At 64.7% G+C, this 22,585-nt stretch carries 16 protein-coding genes and 1 pseudogene; 7 read left to right on the top strand and 10 right to left on the bottom strand.

What is annotated here, in order from left to right:
* The first annotated feature begins 92 nt into the window (after positions 1–92).
* Entirely contained in the window at positions 93–1,151 is a 1,059-nt protein-coding gene (locus PD885_RS00595) for an NAD(P)-dependent alcohol dehydrogenase (protein WP_002803740.1), read from the top strand.
* Between the two features lie 130 nt (positions 1,152–1,281).
* Here PD885_RS00595 and PD885_RS00590 read toward each other — a convergent pair whose 3' ends face one another.
* The 3 genes from PD885_RS00590 to PD885_RS00580 all read right to left on the bottom strand — a co-directional run bounded on the left by PD885_RS00590 (position 1,282) and on the right by PD885_RS00580 (position 7,946).
* On the bottom strand, positions 1,282–2,763 hold the full coding sequence (locus PD885_RS00590; RefSeq protein WP_002803742.1) for an FAD-dependent oxidoreductase: 1,482 nt from the start codon (positions 2,761–2,763) through the stop codon (positions 1,282–1,284).
* Between the two features lie 127 nt (positions 2,764–2,890).
* The gene (gene gltB / locus PD885_RS00585) at positions 2,891–7,363 is read right to left on the bottom strand and encodes a glutamate synthase large subunit (RefSeq protein WP_002803743.1); all 4,473 of its coding nucleotides are present in this window, start codon (positions 7,361–7,363) and stop codon (positions 2,891–2,893) included.
* A 202-nt stretch (positions 7,364–7,565) separates the two neighbouring features.
* Positions 7,566–7,946, bottom strand: coding sequence for an I78 family peptidase inhibitor (locus PD885_RS00580; RefSeq protein WP_002803751.1), 381 nt, complete (start codon positions 7,944–7,946; stop codon positions 7,566–7,568).
* Positions 7,947–8,607: 661 nt separating this feature from the next.
* Here PD885_RS00580 and PD885_RS20265 point away from each other — a divergent pair.
* Positions 8,608–8,885 (top strand): annotated as a pseudogene (locus PD885_RS20265) (transposase); the annotation flags it as partial.
* A gap of 334 nt (positions 8,886–9,219) precedes the next feature.
* On the opposite strand, the gene glyS reads toward PD885_RS20265, so the two are convergent.
* The gene (gene glyS / locus PD885_RS00570; protein ID WP_002803755.1) at positions 9,220–11,460 is read right to left on the bottom strand and encodes a glycine--tRNA ligase subunit beta; all 2,241 of its coding nucleotides are present in this window, start codon (positions 11,458–11,460) and stop codon (positions 9,220–9,222) included.
* Between the two features lie 187 nt (positions 11,461–11,647).
* Positions 11,648–12,556, bottom strand: coding sequence for a glycine--tRNA ligase subunit alpha (glyQ, locus tag PD885_RS00565; RefSeq protein ID WP_088056605.1), 909 nt, complete (start codon positions 12,554–12,556; stop codon positions 11,648–11,650).
* Positions 12,557–12,646: 90 nt separating this feature from the next.
* Between glyQ and PD885_RS00560 the strand changes: the two genes are divergently transcribed.
* From PD885_RS00560 to PD885_RS00550, 3 genes are all read left to right on the top strand, one after another.
* Entirely contained in the window at positions 12,647–14,461 is a 1,815-nt protein-coding gene (locus PD885_RS00560) for a GspE/PulE family protein (protein WP_088056604.1), read from the top strand.
* A gap of 606 nt (positions 14,462–15,067) precedes the next feature.
* On the top strand, positions 15,068–15,832 hold the full coding sequence (locus PD885_RS00555) for a glutamine amidotransferase (protein ID WP_002803761.1): 765 nt from the start codon (positions 15,068–15,070) through the stop codon (positions 15,830–15,832).
* Positions 15,833–15,877: 45 nt separating this feature from the next.
* Positions 15,878–16,777, top strand: coding sequence for a BPSS1780 family membrane protein (locus PD885_RS00550; RefSeq protein ID WP_002803762.1), 900 nt, complete (start codon positions 15,878–15,880; stop codon positions 16,775–16,777).
* 323 nt (positions 16,778–17,100) lie between these two features.
* On the opposite strand, the gene tatC is transcribed toward PD885_RS00550, so the two are convergent.
* The 4 genes from tatC to PD885_RS00530 form a co-directional block, all read right to left on the bottom strand.
* Positions 17,101–17,838, bottom strand: a complete 738-nt coding sequence (tatC, locus tag PD885_RS00545; protein ID WP_002803765.1) for a twin-arginine translocase subunit TatC — start codon at positions 17,836–17,838, stop codon at positions 17,101–17,103.
* Positions 17,835–18,446 carry a Sec-independent protein translocase protein TatB gene (tatB, locus tag PD885_RS00540; RefSeq protein ID WP_002803767.1) on the bottom strand — a complete coding sequence of 204 codons (612 nt, stop codon included), beginning with the start codon at positions 18,444–18,446 and terminating at the stop codon, positions 17,835–17,837. Before tatB ends, tatC begins: the two co-directional genes overlap by 4 nt.
* Before the next feature lie 15 nt (positions 18,447–18,461).
* A complete protein-coding gene (gene tatA / locus PD885_RS00535; RefSeq protein WP_002803779.1) occupies positions 18,462–18,689 on the bottom strand; it encodes a Sec-independent protein translocase subunit TatA in 228 nt (75 codons plus the stop codon).
* A 73-nt stretch (positions 18,690–18,762) separates the two neighbouring features.
* Complete coding sequence (locus PD885_RS00530; RefSeq protein ID WP_162597093.1) at positions 18,763–19,647, bottom strand: lipid-binding SYLF domain-containing protein; 885 nt, start codon at positions 19,645–19,647, stop codon at positions 18,763–18,765.
* Positions 19,648–19,801: 154 nt separating this feature from the next.
* Between PD885_RS00530 and hemH the strand changes: the two genes are divergently transcribed.
* Together hemH and PD885_RS00520 are read left to right on the top strand one after the other, a co-directional pair.
* A complete protein-coding gene (gene hemH / locus PD885_RS00525) occupies positions 19,802–20,767 on the top strand; it encodes a ferrochelatase (protein ID WP_002803784.1) in 966 nt (321 codons plus the stop codon).
* A 2-nt stretch (positions 20,768–20,769) separates the two neighbouring features.
* On the top strand, positions 20,770–21,636 hold the full coding sequence (locus PD885_RS00520) for an alpha/beta fold hydrolase (protein ID WP_040762195.1): 867 nt from the start codon (positions 20,770–20,772) through the stop codon (positions 21,634–21,636).
* Positions 21,637–21,708: 72 nt separating this feature from the next.
* Here the strand turns inward: PD885_RS00520 and PD885_RS00515 are convergent, their stop codons facing one another.
* A complete protein-coding gene (locus PD885_RS00515) occupies positions 21,709–22,494 on the bottom strand; it encodes a YgjP family zinc-dependent metalloprotease (protein ID WP_040762214.1) in 786 nt (261 codons plus the stop codon).
* Positions 22,495–22,585: the final 91 nt, after the last annotated feature.

Raw genomic sequence — 22,585 nt, 5'->3', positions numbered from 1 at the left:
GAGCGCGACACGCCCTGTTTTAAGCTATCGATTCCTTCTTTTCTGTCGTTTGCAACTTGTCGCCGACGACGCAACGCCCCGGAGCCTTTCCCATGAGCAAAGCCTACGCTTACGCTGCCCAAATCGCTGACCAACCGCTGGCGCCGTTCGTGTTCGAACGGCGCCAGCCCGGCCCAAACGACGTGCAGATCGACATCGCCTACTGCGGCGTGTGTCACTCGGATCTGCATACCGCACGCAACGAATGGCATAACACACTGTACCCGTCGGTGCCTGGCCACGAGATCGTCGGCCGCGTGACGGCCGTGGGTGATGCCGTGACCGGCTTCAAGGTCGGCGACCTGGCCGGCGTCGGTTGCATGGTCGACAGCTGTCGCAGCTGCGCCTCCTGCGAGGAAGGCGAAGAACAATATTGCGAGCAGGGCTTCACCGGCACCTACAACGGACCGATGTTCGGTGGTGGCGAGAACACCTACGGCGGTTATTCCGACCATATCGTGGTCGATCAGAAATACGTGCTGCATATTTCCCATACCGACAACCTGGCCGCCGTCGCCCCGTTGCTATGCGCCGGCATCACTACCTATTCGCCGCTGGCGCACTGGAAGGTCGGTCCCGGCCAGAAAGTGGGCGTGGTCGGCCTGGGCGGCCTGGGCCACATGGCGGTGAAGATCGCCAAGGCGATGGGCGCTACCGTGGTGCTGTTCACCACCTCCGAGGGCAAGCGCGCCGATGCGCTGCGCCTGGGCGCCAGCGAAGTGGTGGTGTCCAAGGACGAAGCGCAAATGGCCGCGCAGGCCAATACGCTGGACTTCATCCTCAACACCGTAGCCGCGCCGCACAACCTGGACCCGTTTCTCAACGCGCTCAAGCATGACGGGGCGATGGTGCTGGTCGGTGTGCCCGAGCACGCGCATCCCTCGCCGAGCGTGTTCAACCTGATCATGAAGCGCCGCACGCTGGCCGGTTCGTTGATCGGCGGTATCCGCCAGACCCAGGAAATGCTGGATTTCTGTGCCAAGCACAACATCGTCTCGGACATCGAAACAATTCGCGCCGACCAGATCAATGAGGCTTACGAGCGCATGCTCAAGAGCGACGTGAAGTACCGTTTCGTGATCGACATGGCCACACTGGATAAGGCGGCCTGATCGCCCGGGCGATCGCCTGAATAACCCACGCAGCCCTGTAATGGGGCTGCGCGGGTTTCGATGCGACTGTGCCGAACGTATGCGCAATGGCGCGCTCAACACCGCGCCATTGCGCATACCGATGCAGCGCTTATGCCGAAGCCGGTTCCTTTACCTGCGCCTTGACGCCCAGCAACTGCACGATGCTGCCTGCGGCATCGCGGCCTTCGGCTACCGCGGTCACCACCAGGTCGGCGCCGCGCACGCAGTCGCCGCCGGCGAACAGTCGTGGGTTGCTGGTCTGGTAGGGCAGGCGGCCGTCGCCGTTGGTTGGCGCGACGATGCGGCCATTGCTGCCGGCGTCCACGCCTTGCGCCGCCAACCAGTCGGGCAGGGTCGGCGAGAAGCCGAACGCGATGATGACCACATCCGCTTCCAGCAAAGATTCGCTGCCTTCCACCGGCACGGCGTTACGGCGCCCGCTGGCGTCGGGTTCGCCAAGCCTGGTTTCCACCACGGTCACGCCGACCGCTTCGTCGTCGGCGCCGGATTCGATCGATAGCGGTTGACGGTTGAACAAAAAGCGCACGCCTTCTTCGCGCGCGTTGGCCACTTCGCGCGCCGAGCCCGGCATGCTGGCTTCGTCGCGCCGATACGCGCAGGTGACCTTGGCCGCGCCCAAACGGATCGCGCTGCGCACGCAGTCCATGCCGGTGTCGCCGCCGCCCAGCACCACCACGTGCTTGCCGTTGAGATCGGGCAGGGCGAGCTGGTCTTCCCAGCCGGCGATCGGCCGGCCATGCGGGTCGTTGCCGCTGACGATGCGGCTGTTCTGCACCAGGAACGGCAGCGCCGGCAGCACGTTCTTCAGGTCCTGCCCGGGCAGGCCACCGTCGGTGTAGCGGTACGCGCCGGTGCCCAGGAACACCGCGTCGAACTCGCCCAGCAACTGCTCGATGCTGACGTCTTTGCCGATCTCTACGCCCAGGCGGAACTGCACGCCCATGCCTTCGAGAATCTCGCGGCGCTTGCCGATCACCGACTTGTCCAGCTTGAAGCTGGGAATGCCAAACTGCAGCAGGCCGCCGATCTGCTCGTAACGGTCATAGACCACCGCCTCGATCCCGGCGCGCACCAAGCGGTCCGCGCACGCCAGGCCGGCCGGGCCGGCGCCGATCACCGCCACCCGCCAGCCGGTCGGCTGCACGTTGCCCAGATCCGGGCGCCAGCCCATCTTGAAGGCGGTATCGACGATGTATTTTTCCACCGCGCCGATGGTGACCGCGCCGAATTCCTCCAGTGTACAGCTGCCTTCGCACAAGCGGTCCTGCGGACACACCCGCCCGCACACTTCCGGCAGCGGATTGGTGGAATGGCACAGCGCGGCGGCTTCTTCGATGCGGTTTTCCTGCACCAGCTGCAGCCACTGCGGAATCGCGTTGTGCACCGGGCACTTCCAGCTGCAATAGGGGTTGCCGCAGTCCAGGCAACGGCCGGACTGGTATTGCGCGTCGGCCTTGTCAAACTTGCCGTACAACTCGCCCCAGTCACCGGACGTGCGCAGCTCCAGCGGAATGCGCGCGGGCATGATCCGGGGCAGGTCGAGGAATTGGAAGGCTTGCTTGCGGCTCATAAAAGAAATCCGTGGCTGATTCCCTTGTCCCACCGGGAGAAGGTGCCCCGAAGGGGCGGATGAGGATACCGAGCGCGTTGACGCCCTGATCCCCAACTCCTCTCCCGCTGGCGGGAGAGGAGAGCACTCAGGCGGCGCGCCGCAGCGACTCTGTCAGCGACTCAATGCTGGCGGCCTTGGGTTTGACCAGCCAGAACTTGCCGATGTAGTCGCGGAACTCGTCCAGGACCTGTTGCGCCCAGATGCTCCCGGTCAGCTCGCGGTGGCGGGTGATCAGGGTGTGCAGGTGCTGGCGATGGTTCTCGAAGCCTTCGGAAGAGACGCGGTGAATGTCGATCAGCTCGTGGTTGTAGCGGTCCACGAAGTCGCGTTCGATATCCAGCACGTAGGCCAGGCCGCCGGTGAAGCCGGCGCCGAAGTTCAGGCCCACCTTTCCCAGCACTAGCACCACGCCATCGGTCATGTATTCGCAGCAGTGATCGCCTGCGCCTTCCACTACCGCCAGGGCGCCGGAGTTGCGCACTGCAAAGCGCTCGCCCGCGCGCCCGGCCGCGAACAGCTCGCCGCCAGTAGCGCCGTACAGGCAGGTGTTGCCGACGATCGGCGTGCTGCGCGCCTCGAAGCGCGCGCCGCGTGGCGGACGCACCACCAACCGCCCGCCGGCCATGCCCTTGCCGACGTAGTCGTTGGCTTCGCCTTCCAGCTCCAGCTGCAGGCCACCGGCGTTGAATGCGCCAAAGCTCTGCCCGGCGGTGCCGCGGAAACGCAGGTTCAACGGCGCATCGCTCATGCCGTGGTTGCCGTGCACGCGCGCGATGGCGCCGGACAGGCGCGCCCCGATCGAGCGGTCGGTGTTGTGGATCAAGAAACGATGGTCGCCGCCGGTCTTGTTTGCAATCGCATTGGCGAGCAGGACATCCATCTGTGTGGCCAGGCTGTCCGGAGAGTCGTACAGACGCTGGGCCGCGCAATGGCTGCCGCCGTAAGGCGCATATGTGAGTAGTCGCGACAGATCGACCTTGACCCCCGCACGCGGCGAGACCTCCAGCTGTTCCAGCAGGTCGGTGCGGCCGACGATGTCGTCCAGCGAGCGCACGCCCAGATACGACAGCCACTGACGCACTTCTTCAGCCAGCAGGCGGAAGAAATGTTCCACTCGTTCCGGCAGGCCGGTGAAGTAGCTCGCGCGCAGGCGTTCGTCCTGGGTGGCCACGCCGGTGGCGCAATTGTTGAGGTGACAGATGCGCAGGTACTTGCAGCCCAGCACGATCATCGGCGCGGTGCCGAAGCCGAAACTGTCGGCGCCCAGCAACGCAGCCTTGACCACGTCCAGGCCAGTCTTCAGGCCGCCATCGGTCTGCAGGATGGTGCGGTCGCGCAGGTCGTTGGCCACCAGTGCCTGGTGCGATTCGGCCACGCCCAGTTCCCACGGCACGCCGGCATAGCGGATCGAGCTGACCGGGCTGGCCCCGGTGCCGCCGTCGTGGCCGGACACGGTGATCAAGTCGGCACCGGCCTTGACCACACCGGCGGCGATCGTGCCGACGCCGGCATGCGCGACCAGCTTTACCGACACCAGCGCGGTTGGATTGACCTGCTTGAGGTCGTAGATCAGCTGGGCCAGATCCTCGATCGAATAGATGTCGTGGTGCGGGGGCGGCGAGATCAGGCCGATGCCCGGCTTGGCGTAACGCAGCCGCGCGATCAGTTCGTTGACCTTGTGGCCGGGCAGCTGACCGCCTTCGCCGGGCTTGGCGCCCTGGGCGACCTTGATCTGCAGCACTTCGGCATTGACCAGGTATTCCGGGGTCACACCGAAACGGCCCGAGGCCACCTGCTTGATCTTGGAGCGCTTCTCGGTGCCGTAGCGGGCCGGGTCTTCGCCGCCTTCGCCGGAATTGCTGCGCCCGCCCAGGCGATTCATCGCGATGGCCAGTGCTTCGTGCGCCTCGGGCGACAACGCGCCCAGGCTGATCGCGGCGGTGTCGAAGCGACGCAGCAGATCTTCGGCCGGTGCGACCTCAGCCAGCGGGGTCGGCGTATCGGCACGCTTGAGCTGCACCAAGTCGCGCAGCGTGGAGGCCGGGCGCGAGTGCACCGCGTCCACGTACTTCTGCCAATCGCCGGCATCGCCGGTGCGGGTGGCACGTTGCAGCGTCATGACCACGTCGGGGTTGTACATGTGGTACTCGCCGCCGTGCACGTACTTGAGCAGGCCGCCCACTTCCGGCTTGAGCTGGTCGTTCCAGGCGCGTGCGGTGAGCTCGCGCGCCTCGGTGTCCAGCCGCACCAGGTCCACGCCGCCGATGCGTGCAGGCGTGTCGGCAAAGCACAACTCCACCGCGTCCGGGTCCAGCCCGACGATCTCGAACAACTGCGCGCCGCGATAGCTGGCGATGGTGCAGATTCCCATCTTCGAAATGATCTTCGACAGGCCCTTATAGATGCCCTTGCGGTAGCGGCGGCCGATCTGCGACTGCTCACCGCCCTTGCTCAGCTGCAGGATCCCGCGCCGCCCCAGATCGAACAGCGTCTGGTAGGCCAGATACGGGTACACCGCGGTGGCGCCGAAGCCGAGCAGGCAGGCCATGTGGTGCGGGTCGCGCGCGGTGCCGGTTTCGATGATCAGGTTGACGTCGCAGCGCAGCCCCACCTTGCACAGGTGGTGATGCACCGCGCCGGTGGCCAGCAGCGCATGCGCCATCGGCCGATCCGGCACCGGGTAGCGGTCGGACAGCAGCAACATCACCGCTCCGGCGCGCGCGGCCGCTTCCACTTCGTGGCAGATGCGTTCCAGGCCGGCCTTGAGGCCTTCCTCCACACTGTAGGACAGGTCGATCAGGCGATTGCGCTCGACGTATTGTTCCATCTTCAACAGTTGACGCAGCTTGCGCTGGCTCAGCACAGGCGAGTTGAGGATGACGTGGTTCACCGTCTCGGCGCCGGCATGGAAGATGTTGGTCTCCTTGCCGAGCTGGGTGGTGAGCGACATCGCAATGCCTTCGCGCAGCGGGTCGATCGGCGGGTTGGTGACCTGCGCGAATGCCTGGCGGAAATAGTCGTAAAGCGGCCGGGTCTGGCGGCTAAGCACCGCCATCGGGGTGTCGTCGCCCATCGAGCCGGTGGCTTCCTGCTCGGTTTCGGCCAGCGGGCGCAGCACCTGCTCCACTTCCTCGGTGCTGAGCTGGAACAGCTTTTGATAGCTGCGCAGGGTTTGTTCGCTGAAGGGTTCTTCCACCAGCGAGGGGTCGATCAACTCGGTCTGCAGATAGGTCACGCCCTGCTGCAGCCATTGCTTGTACGGCGCGCGCGCGCGATTGATGCGGTCGATGGCATCGGAATCGAGCAGATCGCCGCGCTTGAGATCGATCGCCATCATCTCGCCGGGGCCAAGCTTGCCCTTGCGGGTGATGCGCTCGGCCGGCAATTCCCACACGCCCGCTTCTGAAGCCACGAGGAAATGGCGGTCCGAGGTCAGCATCCAGCGCGCAGGGCGCAGGCCGTTGCGATCGAGCATGCAGGCGGCATAGCGGCTGTCGCAGGCGACGATGCCGGCCGGGCCATCCCACGGCTCAGTGTTGAGGCCGTAGAACTCGTAGAACGCGGCCAGGTCGGCATCCTTGAATTCCAGCGACTGGGTCGCCGGCGGCACCAGGATGCGCAGCGCCTGCAGCAGGTCCATGCCCCCGGCGATCAGCAGCTCGAGCATGTTGTCCAGGCTCTGCGAATCGGAGCCGTGCATGGAGATCACCGGGTCAAACTCGGCGATATCGAAGCGCGGGGTCCGCCACACCTTGCTGCGCGCCTGCGCCCAACGGCGGTTGCCTTCGATGGTGTTGATCTCGCCGTTGTGCGCCAGCAGCCGAAACGGATGCGCCAACGGCCAGCGCGGCAGCGTGTTGGTGGAAAAACGCTGGTGAAAGACAATCGCGCTGGAGGACAGATCGCTGCGCTGCAGATCCGGATAGAACGTGCTCAGTTTGTCCGGCAGCACCATGCCCTTGTAGCTGATGCCGTTGGGCGACAAGGTGGTGACGTAGAAGTTGTCCATCCCGAGCAGCGCCTGCTCAGCGCGGCGGCGCGCCAGAAACAGCGCCAGGGTGAAGCTGTCTTCGGTCTGCTGCGCACCGGCGTCGACGAATACCTGCTCGATGCGCGGCAAGGTATCGCGCGCCAACTGGCCGCACACGCTGTGATCGGTGGGGACCACGCGCCAGCCGCAGAACTGCACGCCGGCAGTGTGCAACTGGGTTTCTAGTTCGGCCCGACATCGCGCCGCATCGCCCTCGTCCAGCGGCAAGAACACCACGCCAGCGGCGTAGCGCGTGCCAAGGGTGATGCCGGCATCGCGCGCCAGCCCACGCAAAAATGCATCGGGTTTGCGAATCAGCAGACCGCAGCCATCGCCGGTGAGCCCGTCGGCGGCAACGCCGCCGCGATGGGTCATGCGCGAGAGTGCCGCAATCGCGGTGTCCACCAGCGAACGGGAAGGTTGGTCGTCCAACTGGGCGACCATGCCGAACCCACAGGCGTCACGCTCATCGCGCGCGCTGTTGTAGAGAGCGTCATTGTCGAGCCCTTGGCGAGTGCGGGGGGCCATGTCTGCCTCTTTGGGATCCAGGAGAGCGGCGACGACGTTGCAGCGCTCGATCCCTGGAGCGTTTCGAGGAGGTCACCGGATGATCGACTAGACCACAGTTGATGCGGTGCCGCAATACACCGTTACAGCTGCAACAGGAGCTAATGCGATCCCTTGTGCCAGCTAACTTGGCGCCGGCCCAACGACAGGCGCCAATGCGTGCTCAGCCGCAGCGTACCGAGGCGATGACGTTCTTGGCATCCACCTCCAGATTGAGCCGTTCGCCGTTGAACTCCATGCTCACCATCTGACCGGGCTTGAGTACGCGCACCGACTTGGCGCCAGCATCGCTGCGCGCTTGTTCGCTGACCGCATCGGTCAACGCCTGACCGACCAGCGACTGGACCTGAGTGGCATCGCAGCTGCCGATCGGGGGAGGCTCTGGCGCAGCGGCCGGTGCCGGTGCGGAAGCTTGCTCGGCCGCTTGTTGCGCCTTGGCGGAGACGGCTTCCTGCTCGTCCAATTGCGGCTTGCCGCAGGCAGTCAATGCAGCCAGCACGATCAGGGTGCAGGCCAGGCAGGTGGTAGGCAGGACAGACCTCATCGATGACTCCAGTAAGCGGGGGAATGCTCAAGCATAAACGCGCACGACCTGCATTGCCTGCCCACACGCCGTTGTCGTTACGTTGACGCCGCCTGTGTCTTGCCGCGCTCGACAATCGAGGCCAGTCTTTCAACCTGTGCGCAATGAAAGCCACACGTGTGTTGGCGCTTGTGGCGGCGTTGTTGGCCCACATGCTGGTGCATGTTGGCAACGCCGAATATGCGCGTGGCATCGACAGGACGATGTAACGCGAATGCGCCAGTCCCGGATGGCCACGACCTGCCCCACATCTTCGTTGTACCTGGGCATACCGAAGCGGGTAGCCGGATCGAATCGCCCTGCTACGCCAATTGTGCAGTCGACCACGAATAGACCCGGCGACTGCACCGCTTTGACCGCGGCGGATGCGACCTCCTCGTAAGTCACCGCCAAGGGGCCGAACCGCACCGTGGCGGCACCGCGATTGAATCCGTGGATGTTGCGGTTATCGGCCTTAGTTGCTGTGCTGCAGTCCGTGACTGCTAGAAGTGATCCTATGGATTCAGTGGGGATCGCGTTTGTAAGAGTTTTCCTGATTAGCCCTGACCTTCAGCCAGCAGTCGCAGGATCTTCCCGGCGCTGAATTGATGCCGCTCTCACCTGAAGCAAACGAGGTGGCGTGATGCGCATCACTGCAGTGCAGTTCGCAAGCTGGATTGTCGATGTCCGAGTTCTTCGCGTCCTAAGGTACCGAGGCCAAGTGCTACCGCGCTATGTACAAATGGCGGTGGCCGCGGGGGTTTCGCTGCCCCTGCTGTGCTGGACGGGCGCGGTCGCGTTTCAAGCGTGGTGCTGCGATCTACTACCAATGCAGCGCGTGCCAGCGATCAGACCAGTCTGATCGCTGGCACGATGTTCGAAGGCACCAAGCTGCCGCTGTGCACCTGGATGCTGGCACTTTGGGCAGCGCAGCGCATGGACACTACCGCTTCACGCAGGGTATGAAGAGGGCATCGTTCTTCTTGGCTCAGGCGACCAAGGACCAGTTGCAACTCCACTTGCCAGTGAAGGGCTCCTGGTCAGCTCACCTGGGCCTCTTCACAGCCGCTGGTGTTGCGACCCATAGTTGAATCCGTCCACCTGGGTGCCGGCGAAACTGGCGATCGTGTAACGCCCTGAACAGGTATAGCAGCGATTGGTTCCAGGCCATCGGGAAGGCGACCTGATCAAGGGAGCGTTCAATCGTTCCTGCGTTGGCACACTGGTGGCGGCAGCTCCGGTAGCCGGCGGCGCATCAGCTGGACAGATGCTCGATGGCGGCGACGCTGCCGAGGCGGTCGCCGAGCTTCTTCAACAAGGCGAGTCGATTGGCGCGCAATTGCGCATCCTCGGCATTGACCATCACCCCATCGAAGAACGCATCCACCTGTGGGCGCAGGCGCGCCAGGCGCGCGAGCACGGCGACATAGTCGTGACGGTGCAATGCATCGCCGGTGTCGCCGATGGCCGCTTCCACCGCTTCGGCCAGTGCTTCTTCGGCTGGTTCGCGCAATAGGCTGGTGTCGATATCGCCGTGGATCTCACCTCCGACCTTGCGCAGGATGTTGCGGATGCGCTTGTTGGCGGCGGCCAGAGCTTCGGCTTCGGGCAGCTTGGCGAAGATGCCGATCGCGGCGATGCGGCGATCGAAGTCGTAGAGGGAGGCGGGGGTCGCGCCAAGCTGGGTAGCTCCGCCTTGCGTTGTGGGAGCGCCCTCGGGCGCGACCGAGAACAACGCAGCGACCGCATTGAAATGCGTGGCAGGTACGTCTTTGTCTGCGTAGTAGCCGCGCAGACGTTCTAGGATGAAGTCGAAGATTTCGCCATCTTGGGCAGATTGAGCCAGAACGGTGTGTGCTTGCTTCTGGACAGACTGTGGCAACGCGGTTCCGGCATCTTTCGCATTATGGATCGCAGTTTGCGTCTTCAGCAGTTGCCTGGCGCTTGCCTGGAGGTTGATCTGATGACGCGCCTCGACAAGCAGCTGTTCTAAATCCAGCTCAAACCCACTCTCAATCACCGTGCGCGCCAATCCCAACGCATTGCGCCGCAGTGCAAACGGATCCTTGTTGCCAGTCGGCTTCAACCCGGCAGCAAACCCACCGGCTAACGTATCCAGCCGCTCGGCGATCGCCAACACCTTACCCAGCGGCGACAACGCGATGTCATCGCCGGCAAAACGCGGTTGGTAGGCTTCGTCGATGGCCAGCGAAATCTCGTTTGGCTCACCGGCGGCCTTGGCGTAATGCCGGCCGGCAACGCCCTGCAATTCGGGGAATTCGTTGACCATGCGCGACTGCAGATCGTTCTTGGCCAACTGCGCAGCACGCGCTGCCTGCTCGGCATCGGCTCCTACCTGCGGCGCGATCAAACGTGCCAGCGCAGCTACGCGCGCAACTTTGTCGGCAACCGTGCCCAGCTTGGCCTGATAAGTGACGCTGCCCAGACCCGCGCCCATCGCGTCCAGCCCCTGCTTGAGGTCTTCGTCGAAGAAGAACTTGGCATCGGCAAAGCGCGGACGGATCACCCGCTCGTAACCCTTGGCGACTTCGGCAACGTCCTTGGAGGCGATATTGGCGATGCCGATAAACTGCTCGGTCAACGTGCCGCTGTCGTCCAGCACCGGGAAGAATTTCTGGTTGATCTCCATGGTTTCGATCAACGCTTCCTGCGGCACCGCAAGGAAATCGCGCTCGAAACTGCACAGCACTGCCAACGGCCATTCGACCAGGTTGACCACCTGCTCCAGATTGTCGTCGCTGATGCGCGCGCGGCCACCGGCCTGCCTGGCCGCAGCTTCGACTTCGTCGACGATGCGCGCACGGCGTGCGTCCGCATCCACCAGCACATGTGCGGCGCGCAGCGCATCGACATAATCGCCCGGCGCGGCCAGCGACACTTCGCCCTGATGCATGAAGCGATGACCACGGGTGATGCGGTCGCCACGCACGCCCAGCAATTCGGCAGGAATCACGGCGTCGCCAAACAACAGTACCAGCCACTGCACCGGCCGCGCGAAAGTATATTCGTGCGCGCCCCAACGCATCGGCTTGGGGATCGGCATCGCCGCGATCGCCTCATGCAGAATCTCCGGCAACAAATCGGCGGTGCGCGCGCCCGGCGTCACCGCGCGATGCACAAAACGCTCGCCCTTGGCATCACTGGTGCGCTCCAGCGCAGTCCAGTCGATGCCAGCTTTTGCAGCGAAACCGGCCAGCGCCCTAGTTGGCTGGCCCCCGGCATCCAGTGCGATGTTGAGATACGGCCCCATCACTTCGGAGCGCTGCTCGGGCTGCTCGGTAGCTACGCCCGGCAGCAGCACCGCCAAGCGGCGCGGCGTGGACAGCGGTTTAGCATCGCCGTGTGTAACGGCAACGCCGCGCTTTTCCAGACCGCTCAGCACGCCATCGAAAAAAGCCTGCGCCAAACCCGGCAGCGCCTTGACCGGCAGCTCTTCGGTGCCCAGTTCGATCAGCAGGGGAAGTTGTTCGCTCATGTCAGGTGAACCTTGCTTGTGTCCCTTCTCCCGTCGACGGACGAAGGTGACTGGAGGATGTCCTGCTCCCGCCAGCGAGAGGAGGTGGCGCGCCGCGCCGGATGAGGGTCGTGCCAAGGCAGCGAAGACGTGCTGCCCCTATCCGCCCTGCGGGCACCTTCCCCGCCAGCGGGGGAAGGAAACAGCATCAGCGTTTAACGCCAGGAAACCCCAGCTTTTCCCGCTGCGCGTAATACGCCTGCGCCACCCCTTGCGCCAACGCGCGCACGCGCAGGATGTAGCGCTGGCGTTCGGTGACGCTGATCGCGCGGCGCGCATCGAGCAGATTGAACGCGTGGCTGGCCTTGGTCACCTGCTCATACGCCGGCAGCGGCAACCCAACCTCGACCAGATGCCTGGCTTCGGCTTCGCAGGCATCGAAGCGATGCAACAGCTCGGGCACATTCGCGTGCTCGAAGTTGTAAGCGCTCTGCTCCACTTCATTCTGGTGATACACATCGCCATAGCTCACCGGGGTGCCATCCGGCCCGTAGGTCCACACCAAGCCGTAGACGTTTTCGCAGCTCTGCAAGTACATGCACAGCCGTTCCAATCCGTAAGTAATCTCGCCGAGCACCGGCTTGCATTCGAGCCCGCCAGCCTGCTGGAAGTAGGTGAACTGGGTCACCTCCATGCCGTTCAGCCAGACTTCCCAGCCCAGGCCCCAGGCGCCGAGCGTGGGCGACTCCCAGTTGTCTTCGACAAAGCGCAGGTCGTGCACCAGCGGGTCGATACCTAGCGCTTGCAACGAGCCCAGGTACAGATCCTGGATATTGTCAGGATTGGGCTTCATCGCCACCTGATACTGGTAATAGCGCTGCAGGCGATTGGGATTTTCGCCGTAACGGCCATCGGTGGGACGGCGCGACGGCTGCACGTAGGCCGCATTCCACGGCTCCGGTCCAAGCGCGCGCAGGAACGTGGCCGGATGGAACGTGCCCGCGCCCACTTCCAGGTCCAGCGGCTGGATCAGCACACAGCCTTGCTCGGCCCAGTACTGGTTGAGGGTCTGGATCAGGCCCTGAAACGTGATTGGAACGCGCCGAAAATCGGACATGCAGCAAAGGCCGTGCGGAAGGGGTGCGCTAGTATACTGGGCGACCCGCAGCGCTTTGCCGCGGAGTACCGCTGCCGGGGACGAACAAGCATGGAACAGCGGCGTACGGCCGATCCGGACAGCGCAGCGACGATCCTGCCGCGCGGCCGGCTGATGTTCGATCCGGTAGCCGCCGCCTTGCTTGCCGATGGCATGGTGGTGCCGCACGAACACGAACGCGTGCAGTTCTCCGCCGCCGGCGTGCGCAATGCCAGCGAGGTGCATCCGTTGGTGCTGCTGGCCAACCTCAAGCTGCACGCCGCGCAGCCGCCTGCCGGCGAACTCGGCCTGGAACGACTGACCGAATGGTTGGCAACGCGTACCGGGCTGCGCTATCTGCGCATCGACCCGACCCGTATCGATGTCGCCGCCGTCACTGGCGTGGTCTCGCACGCCTATGCGCGCCGGCACCGCATCCTGCCGCTGGCGCTGGATGCCGAGCGCGTGCTGATCGCCACCAGCGAGCCGCTGGCGCTGGAATGGTTGGCCGACGTGCAGCATCTGAGCCGTCGCCGCATCGAACTGGCGCTGATCAATCCGCTGGACCTGCATCGCTACACCATGGAGTTCTTCGGCGTCACTCAATCGGTGCGCGGCGCGCGCGGCGATGTGCGCAGCGCCGAACCTGAGGCGGGCCTGCCCAGCTTCGAACAGTTGGTGGAACTGGGCCGCGCCAGCGACGTCAACGCCGATGACCACCACATCGTGCACATCGTCGATTGGCTGCTGCAGTACGCCTACGAACAGCGGGCAAGCGATATCCATCTGGAGCCGCGCCGCGAGGCCGGACGCATGCGCTTCCGCATCGACGGCATGCTGCACAAGGTGCTAGAAGTGCCGCCGTCGGTGATGACCGCAGTAGTTAGCCGCATCAAGGTACTGGGCCGCATGGACTTGGCCGAACGTCGCCGCCCGCAGGACGGCCGCATCAAGACCCGCTCGCCGGGTGGGCGCGAAGTGGAAATGCGCTTGTCCACGATGCCCACCGCGTTCGGCGAAAAGTGCGTGATGCGCATCTTCGACCCGGATTCGGCATTCAAAAGCATCGAGCAGCTCGGTTTCAGTGGCGAAGAAGCTGCTGGCTGGAGCGCGCTGGTCGAGCGCCCGCACGGCATCGTGCTGGTTACCGGCCCGACCGGCTCGGGCAAGACCACTACGCTGTATTCCACGCTCAAACGCCTAGCCACGCCGGATGTAAACGTGTGCAGCGTCGAAGACCCGATCGAAATGATCGCACCGGAATTCAATCAGATGCAGGTGCAGCAGAACATCGACCTGGATTTCGCCAGCGGCGTACGCACGCTGCTGCGGCAGGATCCGGACATCATCATGATCGGCGAAATCCGCGATCTGGAAACCGCGCAGATGGCGGTGCAGGCCTCGCTCACCGGCCATCTGGTGTTGTCGACGCTGCACACCAACGATGCCGCCTCGGCGATCACCCGCTTGCTGGATCTGGGCGTGCCACATTATCTGGTCGCCTCCACGCTTAACGGCGTGCTGGCACAGCGACTGGTGCGCACGCTGTGCGTGCATTGCAAGCGCCCACATGCGCTCAGCGATGACGATTGGTCGGCGATCCGCGAGCCGGGCGAAGCGCTGCCGGAGGTGCTGAACGTGCACGCGCCGGTCGGCTGCCTGGAATGCCGCCGCACCGGGTATCTGGGCCGCGTCGGCCTCTACGAATTGCTGCCGGTGACGCCGCGTTTGCGCAGCCTGATCCGCGCCGACACCGACCTGGCCAGCTTCAGCCACGTCGCGCGCGGCGAGGGCTTGCGCACGCTGCGCCGCACTGGCCTGGAAAAGGTCGCCGCCGGGCTGACCACCATCGAAGAAGTGCTGTCGGTGCTGCCGCCGCGAGAGTAGGGGGTCGACGGAAGCGCTCCGGCTGTTCTTCGAGGACGCGCGGCGATCGGCTCGCAACCGCTGCCGTCCCACATTCGCTGTCATAGCATCCATTGCCGTGCTGGCGGACGAGGAGCGCCAAAAGCTGGGGAACGGCACGGGCAACCTTCCCCCTCACTCCGCGCACCCCTGGCACGCGCCAGTGGGGCGTAAGCCGTGCCTTGGTGCCCAGCAGGGAGAGGGAAGCGTCAAGGCCGTGTCTGGCGTGCTTGGCGACTTGACTCCTATGCGAAGAGAGCCACCCCGCCTGCAATCTGTCCCTGCTCCCGCCGGGATGAAGATGCCCGAAGCGCTGGCAAGGGTTGGTCAGCACGCGCATGTCGCCATCGATGCGGCCGCAGCCTGGCCATTGACCAGGTACGTGCCCCGGCCGGTGATCCTGACCATCTCAGCCATCACTACGCTTACCTGCACAGCACGCGCAGCACGGCGCACCATCACCAATAGACCATCAACACATAACCATCCGGCATAACCTTAGCTGGATGCGTTGGCACGCAAGTTGGAAAAAACCGGCCCAGGCTGCCTACAATCAGGCACATCCGCCGCTGCTGGATTTTCGTCCGCATGTCCGCCCTGCCGTTCCTGATCATCGAAACCGGCCAGCCCGTGCCGGCGGTGAAGCGATACGGCCGTTTTCCGCACTGGATCCGCGTGGCGGCCGGGCTGGCCGAGCATGAGACCGTCGCCATCGACGTCGCCAATGGCGACCGCCTGCCAGACCACGACGGCTTTGCCGGCACCATCGTCAGCGGCTCGGCCGCCTTCGTCACCGACCGTGCCGACTGGAGCGAACGCAGTGCCGAATGGCTGCGCGATGCCGCTCACGAAGGGATGCCATTACTGGGCATCTGCTACGGACACCAGCTGCTGGCGCACGCGCTGGGCGGCGAAGTCGACTACAACCCGGCCGGGCGCGAATCCGGCACGATCGCGCTGGAGCTGCATCCGCCGGCCGAGCAGGATCCCTTGTTTGCCGGCTTGCCGGCGCACTTTCCGGCGCATGCCACGCATCTGCAGACGGTAGTGCGTGCCCCGGAGGGCGCCATCGTGCTGGCACATTCGCGCCAGGACCGCTGCCACGCCTTCCGTTGGGGCCGGGCCACCTGGGGGGTGCAGTTTCATCCGGAGTTCGCCACCCACCACATGCGCGGCTATGTGCAGGCGCGCGCAGAGTGCATTGCCCGCCATGGCCTTTGCGCGCGCAAGCTGGCGCAAGAGGTCACCGCTGCGCCGGTCGCGCGCAAGCTGCTGCGCCGGTTCGTGCATCATGCACGCGGTCTGCAAACAGTGAACGCTGATCCCGCCGCGCACACGCAAAAGCAGCGATAATCGGGCTACGCCGGATGGTCCGGTGCGTATCGATCCGGAATGGGAATGAGCGAAATCCGCAAGGTGCCGGCATCTGCCGGCGCAGAATGGCTGTTGACCGGTTTCTCGCTGCTGAAGCGGGCGCCGCTGGCGCTTGGCTCGCTGGGGGTGATCTGGAGCGTAGCCGCCTCCCTGGTGGTCTCGCTCTCAGTGCTGGTTCCGCTGCTGGGCCCGGCCTTGCAATTGTTGCTGGTGCTGGCCGGCCCGCTGTTCATGGGCGGGCTGTTGTGGGCGATCCGCGAAGTGGACGAAGGCCGCGTTGCCAAACCGTCGCATCTGCTGCACGGTCTACAGGACGGTCGCGCACCGCATCTGCTGGTGTCGCTGCTGCCGCAGCTGATCGCCGGCTTGCTGCTGGGCGTGCTGCTACTGGTGATGATTGGTGCCACCGGGCTGCAACAGTTGTCCGAGGTAATGGTCAAGATCAATCAGATCAGCCAGTCCGGCGCACAGCCCGACCCGGCGCAGATCGAGCAGCTTGCCGCCGGCCTGCCGGCCGGACGCATCCTGCTGTGGCTGCTGCTGACCATCGCCACCTTTGCGGCGATGACGCTGGCGCTGTTCGTGATGCCGCCGCAGGTGATGTTCAACCGCAGCACCGGCGGCCACGCGCTGCGCGCCAGCCTGCGCGCCAGCCTACACAACCTGCCGGCGATGCTGGTGTTCTTCGTGCTGGCCTTCATCGCCATCTTTGCGATCTATTTCGCGGTGATGATCGTGGCGCTGATCATTGGCCTGGTGGCCGGCCAGACTGTGGCGATGTGGCTGGCCCAGCTGCTGCTGATGGCGGTACTGATGCCGGTGTTCGCCGGCTCGGTCTATGCTGCCTGGAAACAGATGTTCAGCCACGAAGGCGCCGTCGCCCAGCCCGCCCCTCCATCGCGCCCGGATGTGTTTGCGGCCTGAAGATGCGTGGTCTGTAGGAGCGCACTTATGCGCGATGAAGCTTTCTCGGGAGAGCCTCGATCGCCCACCTGTGAGCTCCTATAAGGATGACCACGCTCTGCGGATGTTGCTGGCGTGGTTGTTCAGCTAAACCAGAGCACTGAGTGCTGAGCAGCGACTTGGCTTGGCTCACGCATGATTCCTCTGCGCCACTTGCACGGTGCTGACCTTCTGGAACAGTCGTATCTTGTCTTCAACCCGTGACAAGACCGAGGTTGTGACGTGTCGATGGCGACATCGTTGCGCGCCCGAGTCGTCAACACGCTTGGCTTCACTGCAGTGCGCTAATCGGCCTTCGGACCCACCGCACGCGAGGCGATGATGCCCAGCTCGTACAGCAGGCACATCGGGATGGCCAGCATCAGCTGCGAGACCACATCCGGCGGGGTGAGCACCGCAGCCAGGATGAAGATGCCGACGACGGCGTAGCCGCGGCCTTCGCTGAGCTGCTTGGGAGTGACCCAGCCGAGCAGCACCAGGATCACCAACGCCACCGGCAACTCGAAACTCGCACCGAAGGCGAAGAAGATCGCCAGCACGAAATCCAGATACGAATTGGCGTCCGGGGTCATGGCGATCACGTCCGGCTTGAACGTGGTCAGGAAGTGGAACACCGCCGGCAACACCAGGAAGTACGCGAACGCGCAGCCGATGTAGAACAGCGCCACCGCTGAGGCCAGCAATGGGAACGCCAGCTTCTTTTCGCGCTGGTACAAGCCGGGCGCCACAAACGCCCAAGCCTGATACAGCAACCACGGCACGCTGAAGAACACCGCCACGAAGAAGGTCAGCTTGAGCGGGGCGAAGAACGCGCCGGCCGGGTTCATCGCGATCATCGTCTGCCCCAAAGGTAGCTGCGAAATCAGCGGCGCGGCCAACCACGAATAGAGTGCGCGCGAGAACGGAAGCAATGCCAGCAGCACCACGCCCAGGCCGATCAGGGCGCGCATCAGGCGCGCACGCAGTTCAACCAGATGCTCGATCAGACTGCTTTCGGCCTGTGCGTCATCGAACAGGCTCACGGGTGCTTCTCCTGAATCTTGGTCGGCTCAGTCGGCACCGTCGGTGTGCTCGCCGCATTGATCGGCGCGGCGTGCGCGTTGGTGGTATGCGCTGCATGCGGCGCCGGCACCGCGGTGTCGTGCGGGGCCGGTACCAGCGTTTGATGGGGCGACGGAGCAATCGGCTGTGCTTGCGCAATGACGGGTGCGGCTGTAGCAGGTCCAGCAGGTGCTGATGCATCCAACGCTGACTCAGCAGTGGACCCAGCCGATAGATCTGCGTGCGCCAGTTCCAGCGGCGTCGCCACCGGTGTCGCACTGCTGCGGATATCGATATCGCGACCCACATCATCGTGGAGGGCGCGCGCGCCCTGTTCGACTTGCTGCTGCTTGTTGCGCAACTGATCTTCGGCCTCACGCAGCGAGGCCTGCACATCCTGCAGGCTGCGCTTTAGTTCTTCGGCCTCGAGCTCGCGCTCCAGTTCCTGCTTGACAGAATCCCACTGCGCGCGGGCACGGCGCACCCACAGTCCAGCAAATCGGGCCGCCTTGGGCAAACGCTCGGGGCCGAGCACCACCAGTGCGACGACCGCAATCAGCGTCAGTTCGCCAACACCTATGTCAAACACCGACGCCGCTCCGGATCAGCGCGCGTCGCGGTCGCGTTCGGCCTGTGCCTCCCGCGCCTGCTCGGCAATGCGGGAGTCATCACCGAGCTTGCCGGCCGGCTTGTCATCGTCGTGCATGCCTTTCTTGAATTCTTTGACCGCGCTGCCGAGGTCTTTGGCACCGCTGGTGAGCCGCTTGGTACCGAACACCAGCAACACGATCACCAGCACGATCAGCCAGTGCCAGATGCTGAAACTGCCCATGATCCGCTCGCTTGCTGAAAAAGAAGGAAGACGCAGGATACCCCAGCGCACCGGGCAGGGGGATGACAGCGCATCATCGGTTGCCGTCTAGGGATTCGCTGCGGATTTCGCCCTCGGACACCGGCTGGAATCCCTGCTGCGAAGGCGGTTTGGTGCTGGGCTGCATCGGCACGGTGCTGGCTTCGTTGACCGGCGCTGGCGGGGTGGTCGGAGTCTGCGGCGGCGGTGCCGGACGCGGCTCGATGGCCCCGCCATTGCTGCCGCGATTGGCGCGCGCGGTGTAGGTGGCCTCTTCCAAGCGATCGCGGAAGGCAATCACGTCGGTGGATGGGCGCTCGTTGGTGCGGCCCTCGAAGATCATGCGCGGGGTGGCGCCGCCGCCGTAGGCATTGAGGTCGGCGGCATCGTCGATCTGCAGCACGGCACCGTCCAGCGCGACGCCGGCGAACAGACCGCGGGCGCGCGACCACGACCAGATTTCGGCCTTGAGTTGACCATCGGTCGCCGCGGCGGCATTGCGACCGACTGGGCCTGCAGCTACACCGGCATCGGCGCCGAGGGTGAATTTGCCGTTGACGATGTTGTCCAGGCTGCGGTCGTTGCGGAACACCAGCACCACGTCGGAAGACTGCACGCCCGCCTGGAAACCGATGCTGCCGCCGGTGAGCTTGACGAACACCGGCTGCGACCAGCTGCCGTCAGCGTTCTTCATCGACATCAGGCCGTGCCCGCGACGGCCGCCGATCACCAGGCCGGCCTTGAGGGTGTCGGGGATGACCACAATGGCGCGTGCTTCGTCGAGTAGTTTGTCCGGGATGGCCTGCTCGGGGATCTTCATGATCTCGTTGAGCACCCGCACCGCATTACGTGCGCGCTGGTCCTCTTCCGGGCCGGCGACGGCGTAGCCGGCGGCGAAGGTCAGCGACAACAATAAGGCCAGGCGCGACAAACGAGTCATCACAAGCTCCAAAGGATATTCTGTCAAAGATAAATCAAGGGCCGACGTTAGTGCCGGCGCTATGAATCGGTGGTGAGCGCACCCAAGCGTTGAGAGGCAGCCAATGAGAACGATCGGTGCGCTGTAGTCGGCAGCCTTGCCCGGCTCTGCCAGAATGGTGCACATGAACACGACTCCCGATACTGCCCTGCTGGTCGTCAACCTCGGTACGCCCGAATCGCCTACCGCCCCGGCCGTGCGCCGCTACCTGTCTGAGTTCCTCAGCGATCGCCGCGTGGTCGCGATCCCGCCGCTGTTCTGGAAGCCGCTGCTGTATGGGGTGATCCTGCCGATCCGCGGGCCCAAGTCGGCCGAGAAATACGCCAAAGTGTGGTTGCCGGACGGCTCGCCGCTGGCGGTGTATACGCGTCGTCTGGCCGAAGGTCTGAAAGAGGTGATGGCCGACTGGCACGTGGAGTGGGCCATGCGTTACGGCGCCCCGGCGCTGCGCAAGACGCTGGATGCACTGCGTGCGCGCGGCATCAAGCGCATCGTGGTGCTGCCGCTATATCCGCAGTATTCGACCACCACCACCGCCTCGATTCAGGACGTGGTGGATGCGTGGCGCCCGAGCGCGCCAGAAATTGCGGTGGAGGTGATTCAGGAATATTGCGAAGACGCCGGCTGGGTCGCGGCGATCGCCGATTCGATTCGCGCACATTGGCAAACGCATGGGCGCAGCGAGAAGCTGATGTTTTCTTTCCACGGTTTGCCGCAACGCGTGGCAAATGCCGGCGACCCGTATCCTCAGCAATGCGAGCGCAGCGCGCAGGCGATCGTCGCTGCGCTGGGCCTGGGCGCGGACGAGTGGCAGATGGGCTACCAGTCGCGTTTCGGTGCGGAACGCTGGCTGCAGCCCTACGCCGAACCGACGCTATGGAAACTGGCTGAGGGCGGCGTGCGCAGCTTCGATCTGATCTGCCCGGGGTTCGCCACCGATTGCCTGGAAACGCTGGAAGAAGTGGCGCTGGGCTTTGCCGAAACGCTGGCCGAACGCGGCGCCGCACTGAGCTACATCCCCTGTCTCAATGCCAGCGATGCGCATGCGCGGGCACTGGCCGCCGTGGCGCGCCGCGCGTGAGGTTGGAGCCGTATGCGTGTGGCCTGGACATCGGCCGGATCACCGGGCTGCGCAATCACGAACGCGGCCCGCGCCGGGTGCTGGCACTGCATGGCTGGCTCGATAACGCGGCAAGCTTTCTGCCCCTGAGCGCGCATCTGCACGCACACGACCTGGATCTGGTATTGCTCGATCTGCCCGGCCACGGCCACAGCGCGTGGTTGCCGACCGGTGCCGAGTACACGCTCAGCAACACGATCGGGATTCTGCTGCAGGTGGCCGATGACCTGGGCTGGCAGCGCTTCAGCGTGCTCGGCCACTCGCTGGGCGGCGGCGTTGCCAGCCTGCTCGCGGCTGCGGCGCCGGAGCGCGTGGACGCCTTGATCGCCATCGAGGCATTGGGCGCGCTGGCCGAGCCGGTGGAAAGCACCGCCACGCGCCTGCGCAATGCGGTGGCCTCGGCACGCACGCTGACACAGCGGCCGCTGCGCGTGTTTCCGTCGATGGAGATGCTGGTGCGCGCGCGCATGATGGCCAATCAGCTCACCGAACCGGCCGCAAGGCTGCTGGTCGAACGGGGCATGCGCGTGGTCGAAGGCGGCTATAGCTGGTGCAGCGACCCGCGCCTGACCTTGCCGACCGCGATCCGCATGACCGAGGCGCAGATCGACGTGCTATTGGCCTGCGTTGCCTGCCCCACCCAAGCCATCTTCGCCACGCCGGCGCAGGTGTACTTCCCGGATGCGTTACGCGATCACCGCGTGGCACTCATGCGCGATGCGCGCCTGCATCTGATGCCGGGCACGCACCATATGCATATGGAAGCGCCCGAGGCAGTGGCAGCGGTGATCAACGGGTTTTTGGCCGAGTTGTCGCCACCGCGCGGCTGATGGTGGATGTGGATGATGCAGGTGTACTGGATGACGGGCGCGGTGTTTGCGTAACGCAGCGACACACGCCACTCACTCGGCCTGCAACAAACGCCGCAATTGCGCCTTGAGCTGGCGGCCGTGTTCATGGAAATAGCTGCGCTCGTCGCGCCAGGCCGGAAATCGCTGTTCCACTTCGGCCCAGAACGCGGGCGAGTGGTTGGCCTGCACCAGATGGCAAAGCTCATGCACCAGCACGTATTCGAAAGCGGAGGAGCGACCGAGCACCAGCGCCAGGTCCAGCGCCATCGAGCCGTCCGGTGCAAGCGAGCCCCACTGCGAGGACATCACCTTCAGTCGCAGCCGTGTCGGTGCGCGCGGCAAGCCGGGCAGATAGCGCGGCAACCAGCGGCCGACATCGGCGCGTGCCTGCGCTTCGTAAAATTCCTTCAGCGTGCGGCGCACACCGGAATCGCCTAATCGCGCAGGCACCTGGAATTGCGCGCCGTCATCGGTGATCTCGATGCGCGCATAACGCCCTTCGTGCCAGCTCAGCGGCAGCAACACACCGCGCAACGGTAGCTGCCCAGGCACTCCACGGTCGAGCGCGGGAAACGCATCGACTTGCTGATAACGCGACAGCTGCGTACTCAGCCACTCCAGATGCGCGAGCAAAAACCGTTCGCCGGACACCAAGCTTGCGCGTATCGGCAAGGTCAGGCGCGCGCCACGCTCGTCCACACTGAGTTTGATGCGCCGCGCACGCGGGTCGCGCACGCGCAGCACCGCGATCTCGCGTCCGTCCAATTGCAGACGCACGCAGTCGCGTTCGACCACCTGCGGTGTGGGCGCGATAAGGCGGCGGGCGGGCTTGAACACGGGCACAGGATAGCGCTGCGATGTGTCAGGCGGTGGGACGGAATGATTGATGCGTCCGATGGTGGCGAGACGGTGATCTGCGGTCACGTTT

The sequence above is a fragment of the Xanthomonas fragariae genome (genome assembly GCF_900183975.1).
Taxonomy (GTDB): Bacteria; Pseudomonadota; Gammaproteobacteria; order Xanthomonadales; family Xanthomonadaceae; genus Xanthomonas; species Xanthomonas fragariae.
The sequence above is the reverse complement of the archived record's forward strand: the minus strand, read 5'-3'. Positions and strand labels throughout refer to the sequence as shown.